Below are 19,635 nucleotides of genomic sequence, written 5' to 3' on the forward strand. Positions count from 1 at the left end.
GGCCCCCGAGGACAGCATCGCGTCTTACGGCGCGGCACTCGGGCTGGCAGGCACATCGGCAGGCCGCGGTCGGTGGTTCCGTCGCCGAGGGTGACACATATGCCCCAAGCGCAGGTGCTCACACTCAACCGGGACGGGGTCTCCAAGCCCGCCCGACACAGCTCTCGGCATCGCAGGTCAGGGCCTCGCCCCGCCCACAGTTATCAGGGACAGGACACGCGTCCTCGCGGGCTTTACCGCGGTAAAGCCGCCTCCTCCGTCTCGTCCTCCCCCTCGAGCTCCTCGGCCCCCACGACCACGGAGCAGACCGGTTCCTGAATGAGGTTCATGTACGCCAGAGGAGGCTTCGGCCAGGGGCGGCTGTAGCTGTCGGGTGTCCGGTCTCAACCGACCTGGGGCACCGTGACTCTGTGACCCGTGGCGCCTCAGATTGACCGAGACACCGGGCTGACGGGCATCTCGGTCAATCCGAGGCAGTCGGAGTCGATGCCCCAGGAAAACTGAGAGTGCCGCGACAGAGCTGAGACGAGGCGGAGCTTGATCTTGGTCTGACTGTCACGTGTCGTATCGACCGTCCCAAGGAGCAGAGAAGCCGAGGCGGTCGGGGTAGAGCTCGGCCCAGTCGTCTTCGCCTTCGCCGTCTGCATGGCGTTCAGTGATCAGGCCGAACACCACGCCGTCAGCGGTCAGCCGGAAAGGGCGGATGGCAACGTCCCCGTACTCGCGCTGAGAAAGGCTGGCGAGCAGTTCAGCCATCCGTGCCTCGGCCCGGGCGGAGACGGAGTCGTCGCCGTGCGGCCGTCGCTGGTGCTCGGCCCATGTGCCTGCGCACCAGACGTCGGAGTTGATGTGCCGGCCATCGGAGTCGAAGCAGTGGAGCACGACGTAGAGGCGCTTGTGCTCCCCCACCCTTCCCCGAGCGTGAACCCTTCCGGGAAGGTGTAAGTGTTCGACGCCAGGAACTGGCTGCCTGCGTATCGGCCCATGGTGGCCGTGCGGTACTCGGGCTCGTGGGCGATCGGAATGATCTCGGGGACTGCCATGGCGAAACCATAGACGTCAGTTGGCGAGCGCCTGGGGGCTGCCTCGGAAGGACTCAGACTGCCTCCAGCTCCACTGAGGCACCACATCGGGTAAGTGCTGCTGCGTCATTTCGTATCCCTGCTCAGTCGGTTCTTTACCGCGGTAAAGCCGTCACGCGACGTCGAACGCCCGACGGACGGGTCGGCCGCCGCCGTGCTTGTAGTCGAGGGCGGCTTGGATGCTGGCCTGGAGGCTGTCGGCCGGCTGCCCTGAGGTGAGGACTTCGAAGGTGGCCACGGTGTCCGCGAACGCGGTCTCGGGTTCGCGGCGGTCCAGGTCGGTGAGTGCCTGGTTCTGTCGGTCGATGGCGTCCTTCAGGTAGGGGCTGGTGGGGGCGGTGTCGGGCTTGTGGGCGAGGGCTGCGGTGAGGGCGCGCTGGTAGCCGGGGGACGCGGTCTCACGGGTGCGGACCGGCCCGGTAGGGATGGCCTGCTCGACCGGCGCCGGCTCGACAGCGGGGGTGGTGGTGAGTGCGCCGACGGCCAGGACTCGGATGCTGCGGACCGCGGGCCGCCCCAGCTTGTCGTTGATCTGCCGGGCCACCTGTCCGCCCAGGAGCCGGAGTTGCGCTGCGTATGCGTGGGAGCCCGGGCGGAGATCGAGCCGCCCCCGCTCTGCGTCGTATCCGGCTGGTTCGACGTGACCGGCGAACTGGGGGCACAGGGTGTGCCACTGATCGTTGATGCGGCCGCCGCGGAGATTCCCGGTGTCGTTGTCCCAGCCTTGCTCGGTGCTGATCTGGCCGACGATGTCTCCGAGGCCGAGGGGCTCCCTGCCGCCGGTCCGGGTTGCGTGGAGACGGCGGGGTGTCTTCTTCGGCGAGACGGTGCTGCCTGCGTTGGCCTTGTACGCGGCCAGGGCCTGGCGAGCGAGGTCGGCACCGGCAGAAGTCTGCGGCTGCTGGTCGGTCATGCGAAGACTCCTGCCTGGAAGCTGGGGGATGCGGCAAGGCGGGCGGCTCGGGCTGCAAGGGCGGTCCCGTACAGGTCGATGGCGTCGTCGTCGCCGTGGTCCTCGAGGTGGTCGATGACCAGCTGAATGTCGTACTTGGCGCGGGAGCGGGCGGTACGCCGGTCGTCGTCGGTGCGAGGAGTCCGGGCGAACAGCGCCTCGAGGGACGCAAGGTCGGCGGCCTCTTCGGGGGTGGCGCGCCAGGTCTGGTTCGCGAGTCGTTCTTCGGCTGCTGCGAGTTCGGCGTCCTGCGCGGCCTGGCGGACGAGGGCGGTACGGATGTAGGCGGCGGGCTGCTTGGGACGCCAGCCGAGGCACATGCCGGTCAGCTCGTCGGCGATCTGGGTGGAGTCGAAACCACGATCGAAGTACGGGCGCAGAACGTACGCGAGGCGACGCAGAGACTCTTTCTGCGTCCAGTTCACCAAGGCACGGACCCGGCGGGTCTCTCGGATCTCCCGGGCTGCCTGCAGCGGGGTACGGCGGACGTGGTCCTCGTTGCTGCTGCGGGTCTGGTGGGGGAGTGATGCGGTTCGACGCCCCGCGTGCGGGGTGTAGTTAAAACCCCCCGCCATCTGAACCTGACTCTCTTCATCACCTGAGGTAAGGGAAGGGGGCTCACAAGATCGTTCAGCGGAGTTGTCCACAGGGCCCGAAGAGGCGTTATCCACAGGGTTCGTGGCGGTCGTCGAGGGCCGCGCGTTGGGCCTCTGGCGGTGGTCGACGACGATCCGGGCGTCGTAACCAGTGCCGATGATTCGGTGGCCCATGGCGTGGTCGTAGGCGGTCGGGATGACCGCGGCGTACACAGTGGCGGTGGCCGCGTAGCCCTTGAGCCCCAGCAGACGCCGGATGTTGCTGCGGGTGCCGTGCTGCACCCACGCGAGGGCGCCCAGCTCCCGCAGGTATGACACGTGACGCTTCACGGTGGCACGGGAGACCTTGAGGCGTGCCGCAGTCTCGTCCAGGCAGTAACGGGCGTGCCCGGTCGAGTAGTCCATGCGGGCTCCCAGGTCGCGCGCGACGGTAAGCGTGGTGGCGTTTGCCCGCGGGTGTAGGCCGGCTGCGATCAGCCATTCCACGGCGCGAAGCCACCGACGCGGGCCGCTGTGGCGAGACGTGGTGTGTGAAACCTCCTGGGAAGCACCGCGGACCAGAGCGACCTGACTCGCGCCGTACTCGTACGCGTGTTCGAAAGTGTTACGCGGGGCGATCGTGTCGCCAGAAGATTGCTGGCGCGGGATGCCGCTAATGGTGGGGGACTTTTGCCGCGAATCGCCCGTCCGGGCGCGCGGAAGCTGACAAGCGGTGTTCGGGTAAGGCACTATGTACCTGCTTTCACTGAACGCGGGATACCAAAAGCCCGCTGGGTGGATTTGCTGAGGAGCAGCAGTCGCTCGAAGCCTCGGGCCCGGTCGCCAAACCGGATTCGAAGTTCGGGCCTTAGCTCGGTCGCCAAACCGAGCCGTGGAAGTCGGCCGCGCACGGTGCGCCAACACCAGCGGCCAGCGGTAGAGGAAGCGCCCCCGCCAAGGGGCCCAGGACCTCTCGCTCAGAACGTCACTACGTCACCTGATCTCCCTTACTGGGTGAGGTCTGCTCCTGTGCCCGTCCGGCCAGGAAGTCGTTACGGAACCCGCCCCGTTCGCCGATGCGCAGCATGTCCTGCGTCCAGTCGCTCGGTCCTTCGGGGCGGTCCCAGGTCTCGTTCCACCCGGTCCTGTAGCCGGGGTGGTGGCGCCACATGTGCGTGAAGTACCGCATCGTGGAGCAGGGGAAGCCGTTCGAGCCGTGGCAGGTGAAGCAACGCGTCCTGCTGCGGCCCTCGTGGTCGACGTACGCGGCGTGCTGCGTGACGGCCATCCGGAGAAACAGGACACGGTCCACGGCCTGGTCCCGGGCGGGGCCGGCGGGAAGCTTCTCGGCAGCAGCCATGTCCTCGAGGAGACGGGCGTACACGAAGTCCTTGGCGAGGAACTCCCAGCCGAAGTACGGGGCAGTCGCGGTGAGGTACCGGGCGGTCGCGTGCTCGCCCTGGGCGGTCATCGCGTGCTCCGGGTAGTGGTGACAGGGCCCGTGCAGTGCGACGCCGGTGTGATCTTCACGGCGGACTGCTGGGTCCCACTGTCGGATAGCCCGGTTGTCCGGGTAGAGTTCGCCATAGAACTGGCACCTTCTTCTTGTTGAGTGTGGTGTCGGTCGGCCCCCGCACCAGATGCGGCAAACATCTGGAGTACTGCGGGGGCTTTCCTGTTGTCTTGGTGACCCCGTTCGGACGGTCCCATTTCTGAGTGGTCGTCTGGCGTCAGGCGCAGCCTACCCGTTCTGCTCTCCACCTGTCCCTTCCCTTGCTAATCGTGTCTTTGATCGGACTTGTCATCGGATAGCCAGTGCATCGCAAGCCGTGTGGCCGACAGTTCGTGTCCTATAAAAAGGCGAACCACCGCTCGACGAGGTTGAGCCAGGACGCCCCGGGCGGGAAGTGCAGGTGGAAGCGCGGGTGTGCGGCCAGCCACTTCGTGACGGCGGAGACGTTGTGCGTGACGTAGGTGTCGAGGAGAGGCGCACCTCGAGATCGGATCACCGTCGAGCGGGCGGCGGCTTGCTCGGCAGTAGGCATCTTCGTGTGGAAGGAGCCGCGGAAGTCGGCGAGGCGTGCCACGGAGTCGTCGACGACGATTTCAGCCGCAACAACCCACGTGTGCAGGCGCTTGAGAGTGCTGGTGCAACGGGACACGGACTCAACCGTCACTTGCCAATCTCTCCCATAATGAACCGAGGCCCGCTCCGAGGCCTTGATACTGAGAGAGACGCAGCAGTACCGGAATCCGTTACGCCAACCCCAGACGGGCGGGTCGAGGATGGCCGCCCGCGCAGCCCACGCCAGGGCACTTTCCTGCCGCAGGATGTCGGCCCCGGCCCGCTACTTACCGCGGGGCCGGGGCCGACGTACGCGTCGTGCTCTGGGGCTACTTCCAGCCGTGCTCAGCCAGAGCGCCGGCCTCTTGCAGGTAGCCGAGCAGCCCTTCCTTCGGGTACTCGATGATGTCCTCGGGCAGTTCGTGCACGCTGAACCACTCCAGGCCGAGGCACTTCTCGGGTTCGTTGTTGACGGGCACCCCGCTCCACTCGGTGGCCTCGAAGAAGAACCCGATCCGTTCCACGGTGTCGCTTTGCTTGTGGTGCACGACGTGAACCAGTCGCAGATGTTCCGGATCGACGGTGATGCTGGTTTCCTCGTGCAGCTCCCGTGCGGCCCCGACGCTCAGGGGTTCGCCCCGGTCGAGCTTGCCGGACGGCATGTGCCAGCGGCCGTAGCCGTACGGTCCGCCGCGCTGGGAGAGCAGCAGCTTGTCGCCCTCGCGGAGGATGATGTGGGTATCGATGACGGGCTCTGCGAGTGGCGGTGTCATGGTTCCTGAAGGGTTGTGGGTGGCGTTCAGGCAGCCGACGCTACCGGCGAATCGGGGAGTGCATCGGCGATTGTGGCCGCAACCTCCGATGGGGTGGCGTCGCTGGTGTTCACGACCAGCACCTTCACGTTGGCCGTCATGAGGGTCTGGGCGGTCTCGTCGTAGAGGTCGACTTCGCGGCCGGGCACGGTCGGGTCGAGGTGGAAGCGGTTGCGGGGGTCGCGTGCGGCTATTCGTTCGGCGATGAGGTCGGGGGGCGCAGTCAGGATGACTGCCAGGTCGGGCATCAGGACGTGGCCGACCGGCAACGGCTGGCCTCGCCTTATGGACGGAATCACCCCGCCAGGCGTTACAGCCCTCAGCCGATCTGTATCCCGTCCTCACGGAGACGACGATCGGCAGGCCGGCACTCCAGCGCCGTCGCTCACAGCACATCGACGTTCGCGCCGGAGAGCCGGTTACGACAGTCGAGCACATACGGCGCGTGCTCAAGGACCGTCTCGTAGTCGAATTCCGCATGGTCCGTCAGCAGCACCACGGCGTCGGATGCCGCAATCTCCTCCGCAGTCGCTACTACTCGGATCAGGCGTGCGTCGGTGCGGATGTCATCTATGACGTGCGGGTCCGCGCCACGCACCTCGGCACCGAGGTCGAGCAGTAGCTCAGCGACACGCGCAGACGGCGACTCGCGGGCGTCGGAGGTGTTGGCCTTGTAGGCCAGACCGAGCAGCAGGACACGAGATCCGCTGACGGCCATGCGCCGCGTATTGAAACCCTCCATGAGCCGCCGGACCACGTAGTCAGGCATGTGGTTGTTCACGTCGTTGGCGAGTTCCACAAACCGGAACGGGACGCCGACCGCGCGTTCCACCTTCCACGACAGAAATGACGGGTCGATCGGCAGGCAATGTCCACCGACACCGGGGCCGGGGGTGAACCGCATGTAGCCGAAGGGCTTGGACGCGGCGGCGTCGATCGCATCCCAGACGTTCACGCCAAGCGGCCTGGCGAGCATCGCCATCTCGTTGACCAGCGCAATGTTGACGTGCCGGAAGGTGTTCTCGATCAGCTTGGTCAGCTCGGCCACCTTCGTTCCGGAGACCGGAACCGTGGTCTCCACCACGCCGTCGTAGAAGCCCTTGACCACGTCAAGCGATGCGGCGTCGATGCCGGACACCACCTTGGGCGTCTTCTCGAACGGCCACGACCTGTTTCCCGGGTCGATGCGCTCGGGGCTGAAGCCGACGTGGAAGTCCGCACCAGCGATCAGACCGGACGCCTTCTCCAAGATCGGTAACACCACCTCCTCGGTGGTACCGGGGTAGGTCGTGGACTCCAGGACCACGGTCGCACCGGGGCACAAGTGCTCGCCCAGTGTGTGGGCACACGACTCGACGTAGGTCAGGTCGGGCACTCCGTCCCGCAGCGGGGTCGGCACGGTGATCACAGCGATGTCGAACCGGGGCAGCGCGGCGGCTTCGGCGGTCACGCAGTAGGCCCCGGAGTCCAGCACTGCGCGGAGCCGCGCGGACGCCACATCCTCCACGTACGACTCGCCAGTGGCGATCTGCTGAACGCGATGCGGGTCCACGTCGAAGCCGATGACACGGTGGCCCACCTCTGCGGCGCGTACGGCCAGCGGCAGCCCCACATAGCCCTGACCAGCGACAACAACATGCATGGCAGCTCCTACTACGATCGCAGTGTTGAATGGACCGTTGTTCCTGGCCTAGCAAGGAGAAGCGCTGTGCCCCTGGTGTCTGTCGTGATGCCCGTGTACAACTCGGCAGCCACTCTCGGCGCAGCGATCCGGTCGGTGCTCACGCAGACCCACAGCGACCTGGAGCTGCTGGTCACCGACGACAAGTCTTCCGATGGCTCCATGGACCTGCTCATGGAATTCGCCCGGCAGGACAAGCGCGTCGTGCCGGAATCGGCACCCGAACGGGGCGGTGCCGGCCGGGCACGCAACCTCGCTATTGCGCGGGCCCGGGGGGATTACGTCGCCTTTCTTGACAGTGACGACATGTGGCTTCCGGAGAAGACCGAGCGGCAAATCGAATTCGCTGCGACGGGTAGTGCGCCTCTGACGTTCACCTCCTACTACAAGATGGACGCCGATTACGACGGCGAGAGCACCGATTTCATCCCGAACGGGCGCGTTGTCCAGGCGCGAGAACACGTGGACTACCGCGCGATGCTGGTCCAGGATCACATCGGGGCGTTGACGGCCATGTACGACCGCACCGTCCTTGGCACGAGGCTGATGCCGGAGATGCTGAAGCGACAGGACTACGCCCTGTGGCTGTCGATCATGCGTGATGGCGCTGCCGCCCGGGGCCTTCCTGAGCCGCTTGCGGTGTACAGGTCCCACCAGGCGGGATCGCTGTCCTCCAACAAGCTGTCGCTGGTCCCGTACAACTGGTCGTTGTACCGCGAGCACGAGGGGCTGTCGGTCCCCCGGGCGTCGCGGGCGCTGGCCGGCGCTGTGTGGCAGTCGCTGCGTAATTCGCGGATCTAGGACTCTCAGTGAGCCCCGGCCAGACGCCCGCCTGCACCACCTACGAGGCGGCTGGTCCGGTGGCGCCTGCACTGCGCAGGAACAGTTGGAGCAGCAGGCGGCGGTTCTCGGGTGCGACATCGTGCTGGCCGTCGCCGAGCGGTTCGCGGCCATGGACCCAGCGGTGCTGGTTCACGATCAAGAAGTCACCACGCTGGAGCGTGTAGGAGATCTGGCCGGCGACCATCTGGTCCGCGAGTTCCTTGGCCGCGTGGGCGTGTCGCTCACCGAGTCCGGACTCGGCGAGCATCTTGGCGGTGAACCGTACGAATCCGTGGTCTTCGGGTTCGTCGTCGAGGACGGGGAACGGTGTGTACTCCTCGCCGACGTCGGACAAATCGAAGAAGCCCCCGTAGCTGTATGCCACGTCGGACAGGAGGGCGTGACTTGATGGCGTCAGGCGCGATACGGCCTCGCGAGCGTTGGAGAGGATGCTCGCGCCAGCGCCGAGTGGGTCGGGTCGGACGCACAGAAGCGTGGTGTAGTCCGGCGGCTGGGTCGCGTTGACCAAGTCCATGTGGAAGGCGTTGTACCCCGTACCGGTGGACAGGCCAGGATTGGCGTTGAGGTTGGTCCCGATTTCCTTCCACAGCGGCCATCGTTGGAAGGGCTGGAAGGGGATCGCCACTTCGGCGAGAATCGCCGTCGCCAAGCGGAGGAACTGTTCCCCGACCCCCAGCGCCTGGGCGATGTTCCCCAGGCGCACCACGGCGTATCCGCCAGCAGCCCCGTTGAGCGCGGCGAGGAGGGGGCCCCTGATTTCGTTGAACAGCGGAGCCGAATCCAGTTTGGTCCGGTACCGCTCGATCGTGGAATCTGCCAGGTAGGCGCCCTCCACGGTCCAGGCAGGAAGCGTGCTTCCGATCTCGATCAGATCGCCTTCCAGCTCTTTCGGCAGGTCGATGAAGCGGTCCGAGTCAGCGTTCACGATCTCGGGCATGTGCTGTCCCTTTCTGCGGATTCACGCCGGGTGGGCCTTGGAGCCGGTCTCTCGTCCGTGCCCATCGGCAGCGGTGGAGAGGCGGGAGTCTGTTGCCGAGCAACGGGGGTGGAAAAGCTGCCCGGCGTCGGAAGATTGGAGCCCGGCCCGCCCGCCGAGCCCTTGGGCGTCGGGGAGGGCCGAAGTTGGTCAGCCGGAGTGGCGGGCGCCCACTCGGCGGCGGGTGACGATGAAGGCAATAGCAGTCAGGAAGACTGCTGCCTGGTACACGCGACGGGACACGGGCCACTCCAGGACGTTCAGGCAATTGACTTGAGGGTCGCGAGGTCATCCAGATCGACGACCTTGAAGTCCTGCAAGCAGCGGACGAGCTGAGAGGCCAGAAGCCACCGCAGCTCTGACGTCCGGTACGGAATGGGTGTGTCGCTCCCGGCAAGTGCCTCGATCCCGTCACGGGTCCACTCGTAAGGCGTGCCGATGACCCCGTAGAGAGGGGCGCTGCGCACCATCAGCACGGTGTAGCCCTTCTGAAGGTGCGGACACTGCTCAACTGCGGCGCGCAGGTGCGCCAGGCAAACCGGGGGCGGCGCAGTGCGGAGGATGTCCCCAGGCCGCGGAACGCCCTTGCTGGCGTGCACCAGAAATGGGTACCCCTCCGGTGTTCTGGTATGGCCTGCGCAGATCTGACAGTGAAGCCGCGTCATCGTCTCGCGCTGCCTGGCGGGGTGGACGAGCCGCCACTGCGGACGCCCGGACGGTAGCCCGCTCCGACCGATCAACTGTGAGCACCGGCCCCACAGCACACCCCGCGGGTCGCGGTCCTCTTGGCTCTCGTCCCAGTAGCCCAGGGCTGGGCGGCCGGCGCGGTCAAAGGTAGCGCGCAGGGCCAGGATCGATTCGGGTTCCTCGCCTTCGCGGGCTGTGATGTACGGGACGAGGCGGCTCACCGTGCTCATGCGGCTGCTCCTGTCAGCGCAGTGGGGCGGCGCGGGGGAATGATCTGGCCGTCGGGCAGCAATTCACCAGTGTCGTCAAAGAGCAATACGCCGTTGCAAAGCCGGGCCCAGCCCAAGACGTCGTCTCGTGCCACGGTTCTGGCCGCCTCGCGATCCGACGCGCCCGCGCTGGGGCAGGGAGTCTCGTGCTGGCACATGTGCGTCGCATTCCTCTCGGACGTGCTGCGGTGGGGCCCTCTCCGGCTGAACCTACGAACCGCGGGGGAGCGGAGTTGGATCGCCGGAGAGGGAGTTTCGGGGAGGAACTGTTGGGCAGGCCGGTCGCCCTCGCTTGGAGTGGGAGAGGGCGACCGGGGCTCACACCCGTGATCGGCGGGGGAGTGTGAGCCAGTCCTCCGTTCGCGCAGTTCCGCCGACCAGCGCCTGCCTGCTGTGGGCAGGGCGATCGAGGGGGAACCGGAGGACCCCGATGGAGGGTCGTCTCCACGGAGCGACAACACAGCTGCGTGGAGACGACCGGTTCTGAGGCATCATGCGACTTCCTTGATGTACCGAGCCTCGATCAGTTTCTCGACGAGGTCGGAGGTCACGAAAGCTATGCGCCGAGCCATCCCGACGGCCTGCTGATGGTCGGCTGGCAGGCGCGCATCTTGCATAGGGCGTCCTTGTTCGATGAGGTGCGTCATTTCATCGGTGGGCGGGAAGTTGGGGTCGGCTACAGCGATTGCGCTGAGCCTTGTGAGATGGGTACGCAAGCGTTCGACAAGCGCCGGGGTCGCAGCCTCGGGCGGCGGCTGGATTCCGATCGTCGTGTCCAGGTCGTCGAAGATCTCCTCGACGTCGAGCGGAGACCACGCAGTGATCCGCTTCAGGACGTGCCTCAAGCCGTCCTCGTCGAGCGGAGGTGTCCACTTCGGGACGTTGGCCTTACGAGAGGCGACGCGCTTATCCCGAACCGGAGCGGTGAGGAAGATCGTCATGCCGGCACCGGTCCCGGCATCATGTGCGCGCGGACAGCCTTGCCGCCACGCTCGCAGAGGTGCCACGAGAGTGCACCGCCGAGCTGGCCGACTACCCAGAGGCCACGGCCTACCTCGCCGGCGGACGCTCGCTCAAAGTCCCGGAACTCGGGAAGCGGATCGTGGACGTCGATAAGAAGGGCGTGGTCTTCGGTGATGGCAAGCCGAAGCCGCACGAATCGGTCCTTGTGGTTCGGACCCGGGTCGGCATGGGCCACAGCGTTTCGAACGAGGATTCCTGCGGCCTGTGTAGCGCCCTCACTGTTCCCCGACCACCTGAGCATCGGCAGTCGCGTCCGTGCGTGTAGGCGAGCCAGCTGAGAGGCACCTGGCAAGAGATCAAAAGTCCTTGACCATTCCTCGGCGATCGGCGCAGTCCCCGTGAGGGAAGTGACCGGTGCCGCCGGCTCGGCGTATCTCGGAAGGACCACTCTCACTCCTGACGTCGGAATGTGCTCGGATCAGCACGCTCGGCAGCGGCTGGCGATCAGAGTCCTCCCGGCTCGGGTGGCTTCGCCATGGCTTCCGGGGTGGCTTCCACGACACTTCTGGGCGACAGACGTGGCCTCGGGGTAGCTTCTAAATGCCTTTTGCGCGGGACCTGTTGTCCTGTCGACTGTGCGCGGTATCCCCTCGTGACGAGGGTTCCGCCGACGACTGGTTGAGGACGACGCTCAGAGACTTGGGGGCCGAAGTGGGCAAGCCGAGGACGCTGCTCAAAGTCCTGATTGATCAGCGACAGTGGACGTGGGCGATCTTCGAGCGCGAGTTCGCGAAGGCAGCAGACAAGGTCATCGACCGCGGGGCACAGAACCCCACAGTCGGCGAGACGCAGTACCGCCGGTGGACGAGTGGCCAGCTCAAGGGGCTGCCCAGCCCGGATGCCTGCCGGGTCTTGCAGGAGATGTTCCACGTCGAGGCGTCGAAACTCTTCGCGCCCCCGCCGGAGTCGACGAATCCCGATGTACCGACGTTCGACCTGGAAGCTGAGATCTCAATGACCGCACGTGAAGCACAGGATGATGCCGGTGCCGCTGCCGCATCCTCTGTCTCTGACCTGACCGTCGACCAACTGCGTGACGACCTGCACGCGCTGGCCAGGAGTTACAGCAATCAGTCCGCTCGCGACGTCTGGCAAAGAGCCAAGGAACTGCGGGAGCAGGCGGAGAACGACCGCGACCGCACCGCCGTCCCGGCCCAACAGCAGACTCTGCTCATCCTTGCGGGACAGGCATCCGCCCTGCTGTCCACCGCCGCGTTCGACCTGGGGTCCTTTGACAGCGCCAAGCGCCTGGCGCGCACGGCTGCGCTCTACGGTGAGACCGCGCGTTACGAGCCGCTGCGCGCATACGCAGCGGGCAGTCTGGCATACATCGCCTACTACTCCGGCGAGCAGTCGCAGGCCCCCGTCCACGTTCGGCACGCACTCACGTACGGAGGCCTTGGAGACGTAGCGGTGCGGCGTCTCCACTCGATCGAGGCTCGGGCATACGGGCACCTCGGGGATACAGACTCAGCCCGACGCGCATTGAGCATGTCGGAGGAGGCGGGGACCGACGCAACGGACGAGCTGCACGACACCGTCGGCGGCGAGTTCGGGTTCACCGACGAGCGGCTGGCCATGTCGAACGCCTCGACCGCGCTGCTCCTGGGCGACGGGCGCGCCGCAGAAGCGTCAGCGCGGCGGGCGCTTGAGCTTGTGGCGGCCAGGCCGGCCAGGGACCGGTCCACCGCCGTTTTCGGAAAGGCCGCGGCCGACCTCGCCATGGCCCGGTTGCTGTCGAATGACCTGGAGGGTGCCGCAGAAGCTCTTGAGGCGCTGCTGTCGATCACCAGCACGCATCGGGCGACCGGGCTCGTGGCGAGGGCCATGGACTTGCGGCGCGCTCTCACCCAGCGGCACCTGCAGGGCACGGCGCTCGCTGCCGATCTCGGCGAGCGGCTGGAGGAGTTCACCCGTCTTCCGGGCCAGCGTCAGCTTGTTCCCCCCTACGGAGTGCTGGCGCTGGATGCCTGATCAGAGGGAGGCGAGGATCTTCGCCTCCCTCTCGGGGGCGATCCCGTGTTCCGCCCACCGCGGGTGGTCCACGGGACGGCCGTCTTTCTCTAGCCAGTGCCAGGTGTCGCGAATGGTCTCGCGCAGCGGTCGGCAGCGGAGTCCTGCGGCAACAGCCCGGCTCGAATCCACTGACCAGACACCGTCGTGGGTGCGCCACAGGGGGAGTTCGGTCCACTGCTTTACGCCGTGGTCGATGAGGACCGTGGGGTTGACCCATACGGGGCGCCCGGCTCCGCCAGTGGCTTCCAGGCAGGTACCCAGGAAGTCCTCGAACGTGATGCCGTCCGGGTGCGCGACGTTGTAGCTCCCAGACTCGTTTTCGCCGGCGGCCTGGTCCAGCGTGAACGTGGCAACATCGCGAACGTCCACGGGCTGGATCAGCCGCTGGGCCGGTGCTGGGGCTACGAAGGGGCCTCCCTGGTGCGCACGGCGTAGCCACCATGGCAGGCGTCCCACGTATTCGCCGGGACCGAGGATCACGCCAGGGCGGAGGAACACGGCGCGGCCGGCAAACGACTCGGCCACGGCACGCTCGCCGCCCGCCTTCTGGAAGCCGTACAGGGTTGGACTGCCGTCCTCGCCGGTATGGCCGTAGTTCTCATCCGCGTCTGCTGGGCACTCCAGCAGCTCGGAGTCGTCTGCCAGGTGGCTGTGGGGCCAGCCCTTGTATACGGACACCGTGGAGACGTGAATCCAGCGGGCAGCACAGTCCTTCAGCGTCGAGGTTGCCAACAGCACGTCGCGTGGCGGCAGATCGGAACTCGACGTGTCGATGACTGCATCCCACGGGCCGTGCGCTACGAGGGTCCGAACATCGTCGACAACGGTTCGGTCCCCGTGAACCGGCTTGACCCCGGGAACGTCATTCCCGGAGCGGCCCCGGTTGAAGGTTGTCACGTCCCACCCCCTGGCCAGGGCGGCTTCGGCAATGTGCTTGCCCAGGAACCAGGTACCACCCATCACGAGGAGTCTCATGCTCAGAGATCTTGCCCCGTGGATGCCGCTGCACGAAAGAGCACCCGTGGCTCCCTGACGGGCGGATGGTCAGGGAGCGCGCCAGGACCGCAGGCGATCGGCGATGTCGTACGAGTCCATGGGCAGGGCGCGGATGTCGTTGATCAGGTCGCGCCACAGCTCGTACGTCGTATCGACGCGTTCGCCAGAGGCCTGCAGGTACGCGATGGCGACGCCGTAGCCGTAAGCCTCATTGCGGACGGGGAGGGGGCGCAGTAGTACGCACTCCTCCAGGAACACGGCGGCCCGCCAGAAGGCATCCGGGTCCGCCTGATCCAGGCGCGGGGTGTTCACCCGGTGCCTGGCCGCCATGCCGACGAGTACGGACAGGTCGTTGACGGTGAGGTCGGTGCGGAGGATGTCTTCCTGACGGGCCAGAAGCCATCGGTAGTCGACGAGCAATTCCACAGGTTCAGGCCGCCCGCGGAATCTCGTGCGCGGCCGCCGGCGGGAGCCCGCCGAAGTCGGCGTCGAACCGGTCCAGGATGCCGGGCTCGCCGATGACGCGACGGAACTCGGCCGTCGCGGAGTCGAGCAGCTTCTCGTGTTCCTTCTCCGCGGCCACCTTGGCGAGGTAGTCCTTCATGGACATGCCCGCCCCGTCGGCCAGGGCCTTGAGCCTGTCCCTGGTGAGGTCGTCGATCTTGACGCTGGTGTCTGCCATGGTTCGAGTATGCCGCCAGGTATGCCGCCTTGGCTACCCAATTCGAAGAATGGCTCTGGCCTGCGCTTTTATGGTGAAACAGAGTCCTCCTTGAACTTACCGAAGAGCGGCACGGCGTCCAGTGGATCGCTCTCGGTGGCGTCGACGGTGTTGTCCGGCCGGTTGTAGCGGGAGTCGGGCAGCGGAGACTTCTCGCCCCAGTCGCCCGCCTCGCGCCGGTCGGCGAGGGGCACCTTGGCGCGCTTCATGTCGGTGTTCGGGCCGGCCCGCAGAGAGTGGCTCGTCACCTTCAAGCCGTTGATGTACGTCACCCCGGCGGCGGCCGCGCGCTTCTTCACGATCTCGTTGATCGCCCTGCCAGACAGGTGCAGGCCCCGCACCGTGGCATTTCCGCGGCCCTTCAGGTTCCCCGTCGTCGACAGGGCCCGGAAGAGCGGAAGGATCGGATTGTCGGCGCCGAGCTCGCGCAGGTCGCCGAGCCAGGCCCGTACACGCCGGACGATCTGCAGGTCGGCCCGGTCGCGGATGAACCGCCACTTGCCCTCGCCATCGCGGCGCGTCTTGGACTTCGCGGTGTAGACCCACACTCCGTCGTCAGTCACGCGGAGGTTCTTCACGAGCAGGTCAGCGACCTCGATACCGCGGGACAGCTTGCCGTATGCGACGGCGAGCATGGCTGCGTCCCGGCGGCCGATCCGGCTGCTCTCGTCGATCTTGTCGAGTACCTGGACCAGGTAGAAGAGGGTGAGGCCCGCGGCCTGGTCCCGCTCTCCGCCGGCCGGGATGTACTCCTCAAGGCGGTAGTCCTCGATCATCTGCCGGACGATGGAGCCGTCAGGCCGTTCGCCCGCTGGATACCAGGTGACGATGCGAGAGAGGTAGGCGAGCAGGCTGTCCGGGCTGTATTGGCTTCCGTCCTTCTTGCGGCTCTCCATCAGGTGGTCGAAGTAGGCGACGACGTTCGCCGTGGTGGTGGCCGGCCGGGCGATCCGCCCCTCCTTCACGCACCACTCCTCGAACCGGTCTCGTGTGGTGTCGCGGTTGACGCGGGTGTTCCTCGCACCGCGTTCCTCGGCCCGGCGCTTGGCGGACGGAGGGACGATGAAATCCCGCTCGGTGAAGACAGGTTGCTCGTCGACGCGCGGCGGCAGCTCCCCTTCGACGAGCAATGTGTCCCGGGTAATGCGGTACGTCGGCGCGACACCGGTGACGGTGGCGGGTGCGGGAAGGAACGGTACCGGGGCATCGTCGACCAGTTCGGCGTCGACGATGTCGTCCGGGTCTGACGCTTCTGTGGCCATGGTCATGGAGGCTGCTGTCCCCTTCACTCGAGACGATCAGAACTTCGCGTATCGGGCACTGAGGCAGTCTCCGCACATACCAAGGTCGTCCTCGGCAGGCTGGTAGGGAGCGCTGCACGAGTCGCAGATCTCAACGGCGTCGAAGTGGTTCCCGCAGAGGATCCGGTCTTCTTCGGGGGCCGCAAGTACCTGCACGCCGTTCAGGACAAGGGTCTCCTCGCCGCATTCCGGACAATCTCCGAGGTCAACGCCGAAGTCTTCCGTGCGGTGAGCCAGAGCCCAGAAGTGGATGGCTTCGGCTGGGCCGGAGAAGGCGACGTGGCAGAAGCGGCAGTCCACCAGATCGTTGCCCTTACCGATGACCACCGCCCACTGGTCACATTCAGAACACCGAAGGGTGCGGTCCTGCGCATCCTTCAGTTCATCGGCCAGACGGCGGAGTCGGGTCTGGATGAGGGACTTGATGTTGAGGATCTTCGAGCTCACGTCCTCCAGTGCGGAGTCGATCGACTCGGCCTCTTCTTCGTCCAGGGCCGGGACGAGTTCTTCGTGTACGAACGCGATGAGGAAATCGAGGACTTGGGCCGCGCGGGTCTCGACAGCGTGGGCGTTCGCCTTCAGGCCGTAGTGCTGTAGCGCGTTGCGCCGCTTCGACAGGATTGCCAGACTTTTGGCCGATTTATCACTGACGGTGACGTCGGCGATGTCCTTCAAACGGACGATGGCACCCGTCGTCGTGCAGCTGTCGAAGTCGCCGGCCTCGAACTTCTTGCGGGTAGCCAGTCCGGGGTCCTTGAAGACGAGGCTCCAGTGTTCGCGCTGGAGGCGGGCCTTGAGGAGGACTTCGGCGGCGGCCTGAAGGTGCAGGACGGCGTACTTCAGGTCTCGGGTGCTCGGCTGGCCCAGGCGCAGGTGGTCGGCGACGCTGTGCAGGTAGTCGACCCCGTTCTGCACTGGTGGGAAGTCCACCTCGTGGGCGGTGGGGGAGGCGGGGGGCGGGTCAGCTCCGGAGCGGGGTGCCGGAATCTCTTCCCTATCCTTACCCTCGTTAACTGTCAATGCCCAAAACCTTGCTGACGCGGGGATTCCCTGACCACCCCTCAGTACCTCCTATTCTGCCAGGAATAGGAGGTAAGGTGATCCTAATCGCGCGACACTAAGGTGAAACGTGATGTAGGGGAGCGGACCCGAACAGTTCGATTCTTCGCTCAGAACGATTCTCCCGAGCAACCCCTACGACGCCGAGACGGACCGGACACAGCGAACCGGCCTCTCGTCACACACTGAGCAGCCCCATGACAGCCCTGCCGCACTACATCGACGACCCGCGCATTGACGAGGTCCGCAAGACGCACCGCCTGCACCTCGACCCCCACCCGGTCGAATCGGCCCTGCGCGGATGGACCGTCTACGCCGCCTGGTGCACCGGCACCGACTGCCCGTGGATCAGCCGCAGCCTGTACGACGATCACGGCCAACACGAGCAGTTCGACCAGCACCTGCGCGACCTGCAGCAGACCGTGCACGGCAACAGTGAGAGCGCCGGCCGGAAGTAAACGGGCATGCCAAAAGCCCGTTCGGCAACGGGAGTGTCAGCGCCAGGAAAGTTTTCTTACGGAGGAGACAGTACGCGGATGGAAAAATGCCTCTTTCACGTGCTCTCTGACGAGTTCCAACTTTTGCTGTGTTGCCATTTCCGCCGAAGATTCAGGGAGCGCCAATATGGCTGCTCCCGTATGCTTGTCGGTATGAAGCTGAAGTAGTGCCATGGCCGAAAGTTTTTCGAGCTCTGCTTTGTCGGGCCATCCGGCATCGACGCGCCGAAATTTCCGCACATCTTCATTTCTGTCTGTGGTGGAATTTTCAGACGCGGGAAGCGCGAAGATTACTAGGGCGTTCAGGGGTGTGCTCGCTGGTGCAATTCTTTCGGCCGCAGCCCGGCGAGGGTTGAGCTCTGATTTGCATAGGTCAGGCGGCATGGTGTCCGGCTCGTAGCGCTTGAGTTCGACGCTCGTCAATCCGTCATGGATTCGCAGATCCGCGTCTCTTTTCCCGTGCGCATCAAATGTGACGGCGCGCAGGAATAGTTCGGAACCAATTACAGGGTCCCAGATTTCCCGACCTCTCCAATTGGGCTTCGGGAAATACAACACCATGCTCTCGAGCATCTTTTCAAGGATCTTCTCGAGCAGCACAGGGGGAGTGTAGTAGCTTTCCGCATCTCCTTGCACCTTCACGATGATGTCAACATCAGGCAAGGGGGAATTGTGTTGCGCAATGCTCTTCGCTTCCGAGGATGCCTTTTCTTCTGCGACCACTTGCTCCTTGATTCGCTCCCGCATGCTTCGGAGCTTTTCCCTGGACGATTGCGGGAAGGGAGCGTCTATCCAGTCCGTGAACCGACGCATGAGTTCGTCCACGGAGTCGGGCTGATCGTGAGTTCCCCAGTTACTCATGCCCTCTCCTCTCCCGTACCTGACTCCCCGATCATCCCTGCCAAGCGTTGCCTGAGTCTGTGCCAGGCGACCCGTTCGGCACCTTCCTTCATGCCGAGCGCTTGGGCGCGCTCCTGCGGTTTGTACCCCAGGGCGACCAGCCCCGCATGATGCCGCTGCCTCGGCGGCAGGGGAGCAACCAACTCCTGCACGGCCTTCCACGCGGCCTGGTCCTCCCAAGCCAGTTCGGGAGTGCTGTCACTCGTCGCCGGCGCGCAGAGCTCGGGAAGCCTCTCGGCGCCGGCAGCATCGCGCCGTCCCCTCTCGGTCGCCTCGTTCCGCCAGTGAGTCGTGACGCGCCAGGTGATGCGCTGCCACATGAAGCCCTCGCGGGCGGACGATGAGGACGCGTCTATCTTCCCCGCCCGAGCGCTGCGGCACAGCTCCTCGAACACGCCCTGCACGACCTCCTCGGCGACCGGTACACGCAGGTTGAACGCCCGCACGGACCGCCACACGAACCGGTCGAAGCAGCTGTCGAAGTAGTCGTCGAACCAGGACGTATCGACATCACTCACAGCCCCTTGACTCCCGTGTTCTCGGACGCGCTCAACACTCACGTGACTCACGGAGGTTGACTCACCTCCCACCCTGCAACGACGTAAACCAAGGGCGGGCCAGTTTCGTTACATCGGAGCCGCAGGCGTCGATCGGCTGGACACTGAGCAGCGGGGGCCTGTAATACATCCCCGCCCTGACACGTCTCCAGGAATGAAGGCGCGAGACGCCTTGCGGCGGGCACCCGACCCAACGACGGTGAACCCTGCAACACGGAGCACGCCAGGGAACCTCATGCAGCACACGGCCAGCTCTATAACCGACCCCGCCTTCGACGCCCTGTACGAGACGCTGCGCCTGTACCAGCACGGTCCGTTCAGCGTGTCCTGCCCCGACTGCCACGTGCCCCCCGGCGAACTGTGCCTCGCGCGCCGAGCCGTGCACCGCGGCCGCCGCCGCGCCTACCGGGCCAAGCTGGAAGGGGTCGATGAGAATGACCGTGTGTGACGCACGGTCGGCGGCGGAGAGGTCCTCCATCATTTCTCCGCGGTGGTGAGGGTCCGCCCGCGATGGCGGCTGTGAAAATCGGCTCTCCTGCCGTATGTGTGGGTGCTGTGACCTGCGCTGATACATGAAACACGCCGTTTCCTGCAAGGCTTGAGGTGTCTAGTCACAAGCTTGA

General features: G+C 65.8%; 21 protein-coding genes and 2 pseudogenes. 4 read left to right on the forward strand and 19 right to left on the reverse strand.

Going from position 1 to position 19,635, the window contains the following annotated elements; genetic code table 11:
* Positions 1 to 555: 555 nt before the first annotated feature.
* The 8 genes and pseudogenes from ACGFSA_RS32565 to ACGFSA_RS32600 all read right to left on the reverse strand — a co-directional run bounded on the left by ACGFSA_RS32565 (position 556) and on the right by ACGFSA_RS32600 (position 7,128).
* Positions 556 to 1,043 (reverse strand): annotated as a pseudogene (locus ACGFSA_RS32565) (hypothetical protein).
* Between the two features lie 151 nt (positions 1,044 to 1,194).
* Positions 1,195 to 1,995, reverse strand: coding sequence for a DciA family protein (locus tag ACGFSA_RS32570; RefSeq protein ID WP_393309633.1), 801 nt, complete (start codon positions 1,993 to 1,995; stop codon positions 1,195 to 1,197).
* Positions 1,992 to 3,035: a hypothetical protein gene (locus ACGFSA_RS32575; protein WP_393309634.1), complete on the reverse strand. Its 1,044-nt coding sequence runs from the start codon at positions 3,033 to 3,035 to the stop codon at positions 1,992 to 1,994. Before ACGFSA_RS32575 ends, ACGFSA_RS32570 begins: the two co-directional genes overlap by 4 nt.
* Before the next feature lie 562 nt (positions 3,036 to 3,597).
* Complete coding sequence (locus tag ACGFSA_RS32580) at positions 3,598 to 4,080, reverse strand: hypothetical protein (RefSeq protein ID WP_393309635.1); 483 nt, start codon at positions 4,078 to 4,080, stop codon at positions 3,598 to 3,600.
* 391 nt (positions 4,081 to 4,471) lie between these two features.
* A pseudogene (locus ACGFSA_RS32585) lies at positions 4,472 to 4,594 on the reverse strand (IS630 family transposase); the annotation flags it as partial.
* A gap of 409 nt (positions 4,595 to 5,003) precedes the next feature.
* The gene (locus ACGFSA_RS32590; RefSeq protein ID WP_393309636.1) at positions 5,004 to 5,447 is read right to left on the reverse strand and encodes an NUDIX domain-containing protein; all 444 of its coding nucleotides are present in this window, start codon (positions 5,445 to 5,447) and stop codon (positions 5,004 to 5,006) included.
* 26 nt (positions 5,448 to 5,473) lie between these two features.
* On the reverse strand, positions 5,474 to 5,755 hold the full coding sequence (locus ACGFSA_RS32595; RefSeq protein ID WP_393309637.1) for a hypothetical protein: 282 nt from the start codon (positions 5,753 to 5,755) through the stop codon (positions 5,474 to 5,476).
* A 116-nt stretch (positions 5,756 to 5,871) separates the two neighbouring features.
* Positions 5,872 to 7,128: a nucleotide sugar dehydrogenase gene (locus tag ACGFSA_RS32600; RefSeq protein WP_393309638.1), complete on the reverse strand. Its 1,257-nt coding sequence runs from the start codon at positions 7,126 to 7,128 to the stop codon at positions 5,872 to 5,874.
* Positions 7,129 to 7,194: 66 nt separating this feature from the next.
* Here ACGFSA_RS32600 and ACGFSA_RS32605 point away from each other — a divergent pair, with 66 nt between their 5' ends.
* Positions 7,195 to 7,968 carry a glycosyltransferase family 2 protein gene (locus ACGFSA_RS32605; RefSeq protein WP_393309639.1) on the forward strand — a complete coding sequence of 258 codons (774 nt, stop codon included), beginning with the start codon at positions 7,195 to 7,197 and terminating at the stop codon, positions 7,966 to 7,968.
* A gap of 40 nt (positions 7,969 to 8,008) precedes the next feature.
* Here the strand turns inward: ACGFSA_RS32605 and ACGFSA_RS32610 are convergent, their stop codons facing one another.
* The 4 genes from ACGFSA_RS32610 to ACGFSA_RS32625 form a co-directional block, all read right to left on the reverse strand.
* Positions 8,009 to 8,947, reverse strand: coding sequence for a TauD/TfdA family dioxygenase (locus ACGFSA_RS32610; RefSeq protein WP_393309640.1), 939 nt, complete (start codon positions 8,945 to 8,947; stop codon positions 8,009 to 8,011).
* A 299-nt stretch (positions 8,948 to 9,246) separates the two neighbouring features.
* A complete protein-coding gene (locus tag ACGFSA_RS32615; RefSeq protein WP_393309641.1) occupies positions 9,247 to 9,903 on the reverse strand; it encodes a hypothetical protein in 657 nt (218 codons plus the stop codon).
* The gene (locus ACGFSA_RS32620) at positions 9,900 to 10,100 is read right to left on the reverse strand and encodes a DUF5999 family protein (protein WP_393309642.1); all 201 of its coding nucleotides are present in this window, start codon (positions 10,098 to 10,100) and stop codon (positions 9,900 to 9,902) included. The genes ACGFSA_RS32615 and ACGFSA_RS32620 overlap by 4 nt, the downstream gene beginning before the upstream one ends.
* Before the next feature lie 333 nt (positions 10,101 to 10,433).
* Positions 10,434 to 10,883 carry a DUF6415 family natural product biosynthesis protein gene (locus ACGFSA_RS32625; RefSeq protein WP_393309643.1) on the reverse strand — a complete coding sequence of 150 codons (450 nt, stop codon included), beginning with the start codon at positions 10,881 to 10,883 and terminating at the stop codon, positions 10,434 to 10,436.
* 721 nt (positions 10,884 to 11,604) lie between these two features.
* On the opposite strand from ACGFSA_RS32625, the gene ACGFSA_RS32630 reads away from it, so the two are divergent.
* Positions 11,605 to 12,939, forward strand: coding sequence for a DNA-binding protein (locus ACGFSA_RS32630; protein ID WP_393309644.1), 1,335 nt, complete (start codon positions 11,605 to 11,607; stop codon positions 12,937 to 12,939).
* Here ACGFSA_RS32630 and ACGFSA_RS32635 read toward each other — a convergent pair whose 3' ends face one another.
* The 5 genes from ACGFSA_RS32635 to ACGFSA_RS32655 all read right to left on the reverse strand — a co-directional run bounded on the left by ACGFSA_RS32635 (position 12,940) and on the right by ACGFSA_RS32655 (position 16,914).
* Positions 12,940 to 13,956 (reverse strand): NAD-dependent epimerase/dehydratase family protein, encoded by a 1,017-nt coding sequence (locus tag ACGFSA_RS32635; protein ID WP_393309645.1) that lies wholly within the window; start codon positions 13,954 to 13,956, stop codon positions 12,940 to 12,942.
* Positions 13,957 to 14,025: 69 nt separating this feature from the next.
* Positions 14,026 to 14,403 (reverse strand): toxin Doc, encoded by a 378-nt coding sequence (locus tag ACGFSA_RS32640; RefSeq protein ID WP_393309646.1) that lies wholly within the window; start codon positions 14,401 to 14,403, stop codon positions 14,026 to 14,028.
* A 4-nt stretch (positions 14,404 to 14,407) separates the two neighbouring features.
* On the reverse strand, positions 14,408 to 14,659 hold the full coding sequence (locus ACGFSA_RS32645; protein WP_393309647.1) for an antitoxin MazE7: 252 nt from the start codon (positions 14,657 to 14,659) through the stop codon (positions 14,408 to 14,410).
* A gap of 68 nt (positions 14,660 to 14,727) precedes the next feature.
* Positions 14,728 to 15,966: a tyrosine-type recombinase/integrase gene (locus tag ACGFSA_RS32650; RefSeq protein ID WP_393309648.1), complete on the reverse strand. Its 1,239-nt coding sequence runs from the start codon at positions 15,964 to 15,966 to the stop codon at positions 14,728 to 14,730.
* 30 nt (positions 15,967 to 15,996) lie between these two features.
* The gene (locus ACGFSA_RS32655) at positions 15,997 to 16,914 is read right to left on the reverse strand and encodes a hypothetical protein (RefSeq protein ID WP_393309649.1); all 918 of its coding nucleotides are present in this window, start codon (positions 16,912 to 16,914) and stop codon (positions 15,997 to 15,999) included.
* A 341-nt stretch (positions 16,915 to 17,255) separates the two neighbouring features.
* Between ACGFSA_RS32655 and ACGFSA_RS32660 the strand changes: the two genes are divergently transcribed.
* Positions 17,256 to 17,516, forward strand: a complete 261-nt coding sequence (locus ACGFSA_RS32660) for a hypothetical protein (protein ID WP_393309650.1) — start codon at positions 17,256 to 17,258, stop codon at positions 17,514 to 17,516.
* Positions 17,517 to 17,552: 36 nt separating this feature from the next.
* Here ACGFSA_RS32660 and ACGFSA_RS32665 read toward each other — a convergent pair whose 3' ends face one another.
* Together ACGFSA_RS32665 and ACGFSA_RS32670 are read right to left on the reverse strand one after the other, a co-directional pair.
* Positions 17,553 to 18,416, reverse strand: a complete 864-nt coding sequence (locus ACGFSA_RS32665) for a hypothetical protein (protein ID WP_393309651.1) — start codon at positions 18,414 to 18,416, stop codon at positions 17,553 to 17,555.
* Entirely contained in the window at positions 18,413 to 18,973 is a 561-nt protein-coding gene (locus ACGFSA_RS32670) for an RNA polymerase sigma factor (protein WP_393309652.1), read from the reverse strand. Before ACGFSA_RS32670 ends, ACGFSA_RS32665 begins: the two co-directional genes overlap by 4 nt.
* Before the next feature lie 274 nt (positions 18,974 to 19,247).
* Between ACGFSA_RS32670 and ACGFSA_RS32675 the strand changes: the two genes are divergently transcribed.
* A complete protein-coding gene (locus tag ACGFSA_RS32675) occupies positions 19,248 to 19,460 on the forward strand; it encodes a hypothetical protein (RefSeq protein ID WP_393309653.1) in 213 nt (70 codons plus the stop codon).
* Positions 19,461 to 19,635 lie beyond the last annotated feature (175 nt).

Source organism: Streptomyces sp. NPDC048496, from assembly GCF_043200055.1.
Classification (GTDB): Bacteria; Actinomycetota; Actinomycetes; order Streptomycetales; family Streptomycetaceae; genus Streptomyces.

Coding starts and splice junctions, on each gene's coding strand:
- ACGFSA_RS32570 (WP_393309633.1), bottom strand. CDS start 1,995: ATGACCGACCAGCAGCCGCAGACTTCTGCCGGTGCCGACCTCGCTCGC.
- ACGFSA_RS32575 (WP_393309634.1), bottom strand. CDS start 3,035: ATGGACTACTCGACCGGGCACGCCCGTTACTGCCTGGACGAGACTGCG.
- ACGFSA_RS32580 (WP_393309635.1), bottom strand. CDS start 4,080: ATGACCGCCCAGGGCGAGCACGCGACCGCCCGGTACCTCACCGCGACT.
- ACGFSA_RS32590 (WP_393309636.1), bottom strand. CDS start 5,447: ATGACACCGCCACTCGCAGAGCCCGTCATCGATACCCACATCATCCTC.
- ACGFSA_RS32600 (WP_393309638.1), bottom strand. CDS start 7,128: ATGCATGTTGTTGTCGCTGGTCAGGGCTATGTGGGGCTGCCGCTGGCC.
- ACGFSA_RS32610 (WP_393309640.1), bottom strand. CDS start 8,947: ATGCCCGAGATCGTGAACGCTGACTCGGACCGCTTCATCGACCTGCCG.
- ACGFSA_RS32615 (WP_393309641.1), bottom strand. CDS start 9,903: ATGAGCACGGTGAGCCGCCTCGTCCCGTACATCACAGCCCGCGAAGGC.
- ACGFSA_RS32620 (WP_393309642.1), bottom strand. CDS start 10,100: ATGTGCCAGCACGAGACTCCCTGCCCCAGCGCGGGCGCGTCGGATCGC.
- ACGFSA_RS32625 (WP_393309643.1), bottom strand. CDS start 10,883: ATGACGATCTTCCTCACCGCTCCGGTTCGGGATAAGCGCGTCGCCTCT.
- ACGFSA_RS32635 (WP_393309645.1), bottom strand. CDS start 13,956: ATGAGACTCCTCGTGATGGGTGGTACCTGGTTCCTGGGCAAGCACATT.
- ACGFSA_RS32645 (WP_393309647.1), bottom strand. CDS start 14,659: ATGGCAGACACCAGCGTCAAGATCGACGACCTCACCAGGGACAGGCTC.
- ACGFSA_RS32650 (WP_393309648.1), bottom strand. CDS start 15,966: ATGACCATGGCCACAGAAGCGTCAGACCCGGACGACATCGTCGACGCC.
- ACGFSA_RS32660 (WP_393309650.1), top strand. CDS start 17,256: ATGACAGCCCTGCCGCACTACATCGACGACCCGCGCATTGACGAGGTC.
- ACGFSA_RS32665 (WP_393309651.1), bottom strand. CDS start 18,416: ATGAGTAACTGGGGAACTCACGATCAGCCCGACTCCGTGGACGAACTC.
- ACGFSA_RS32675 (WP_393309653.1), top strand. CDS start 19,248: ATGCAGCACACGGCCAGCTCTATAACCGACCCCGCCTTCGACGCCCTG.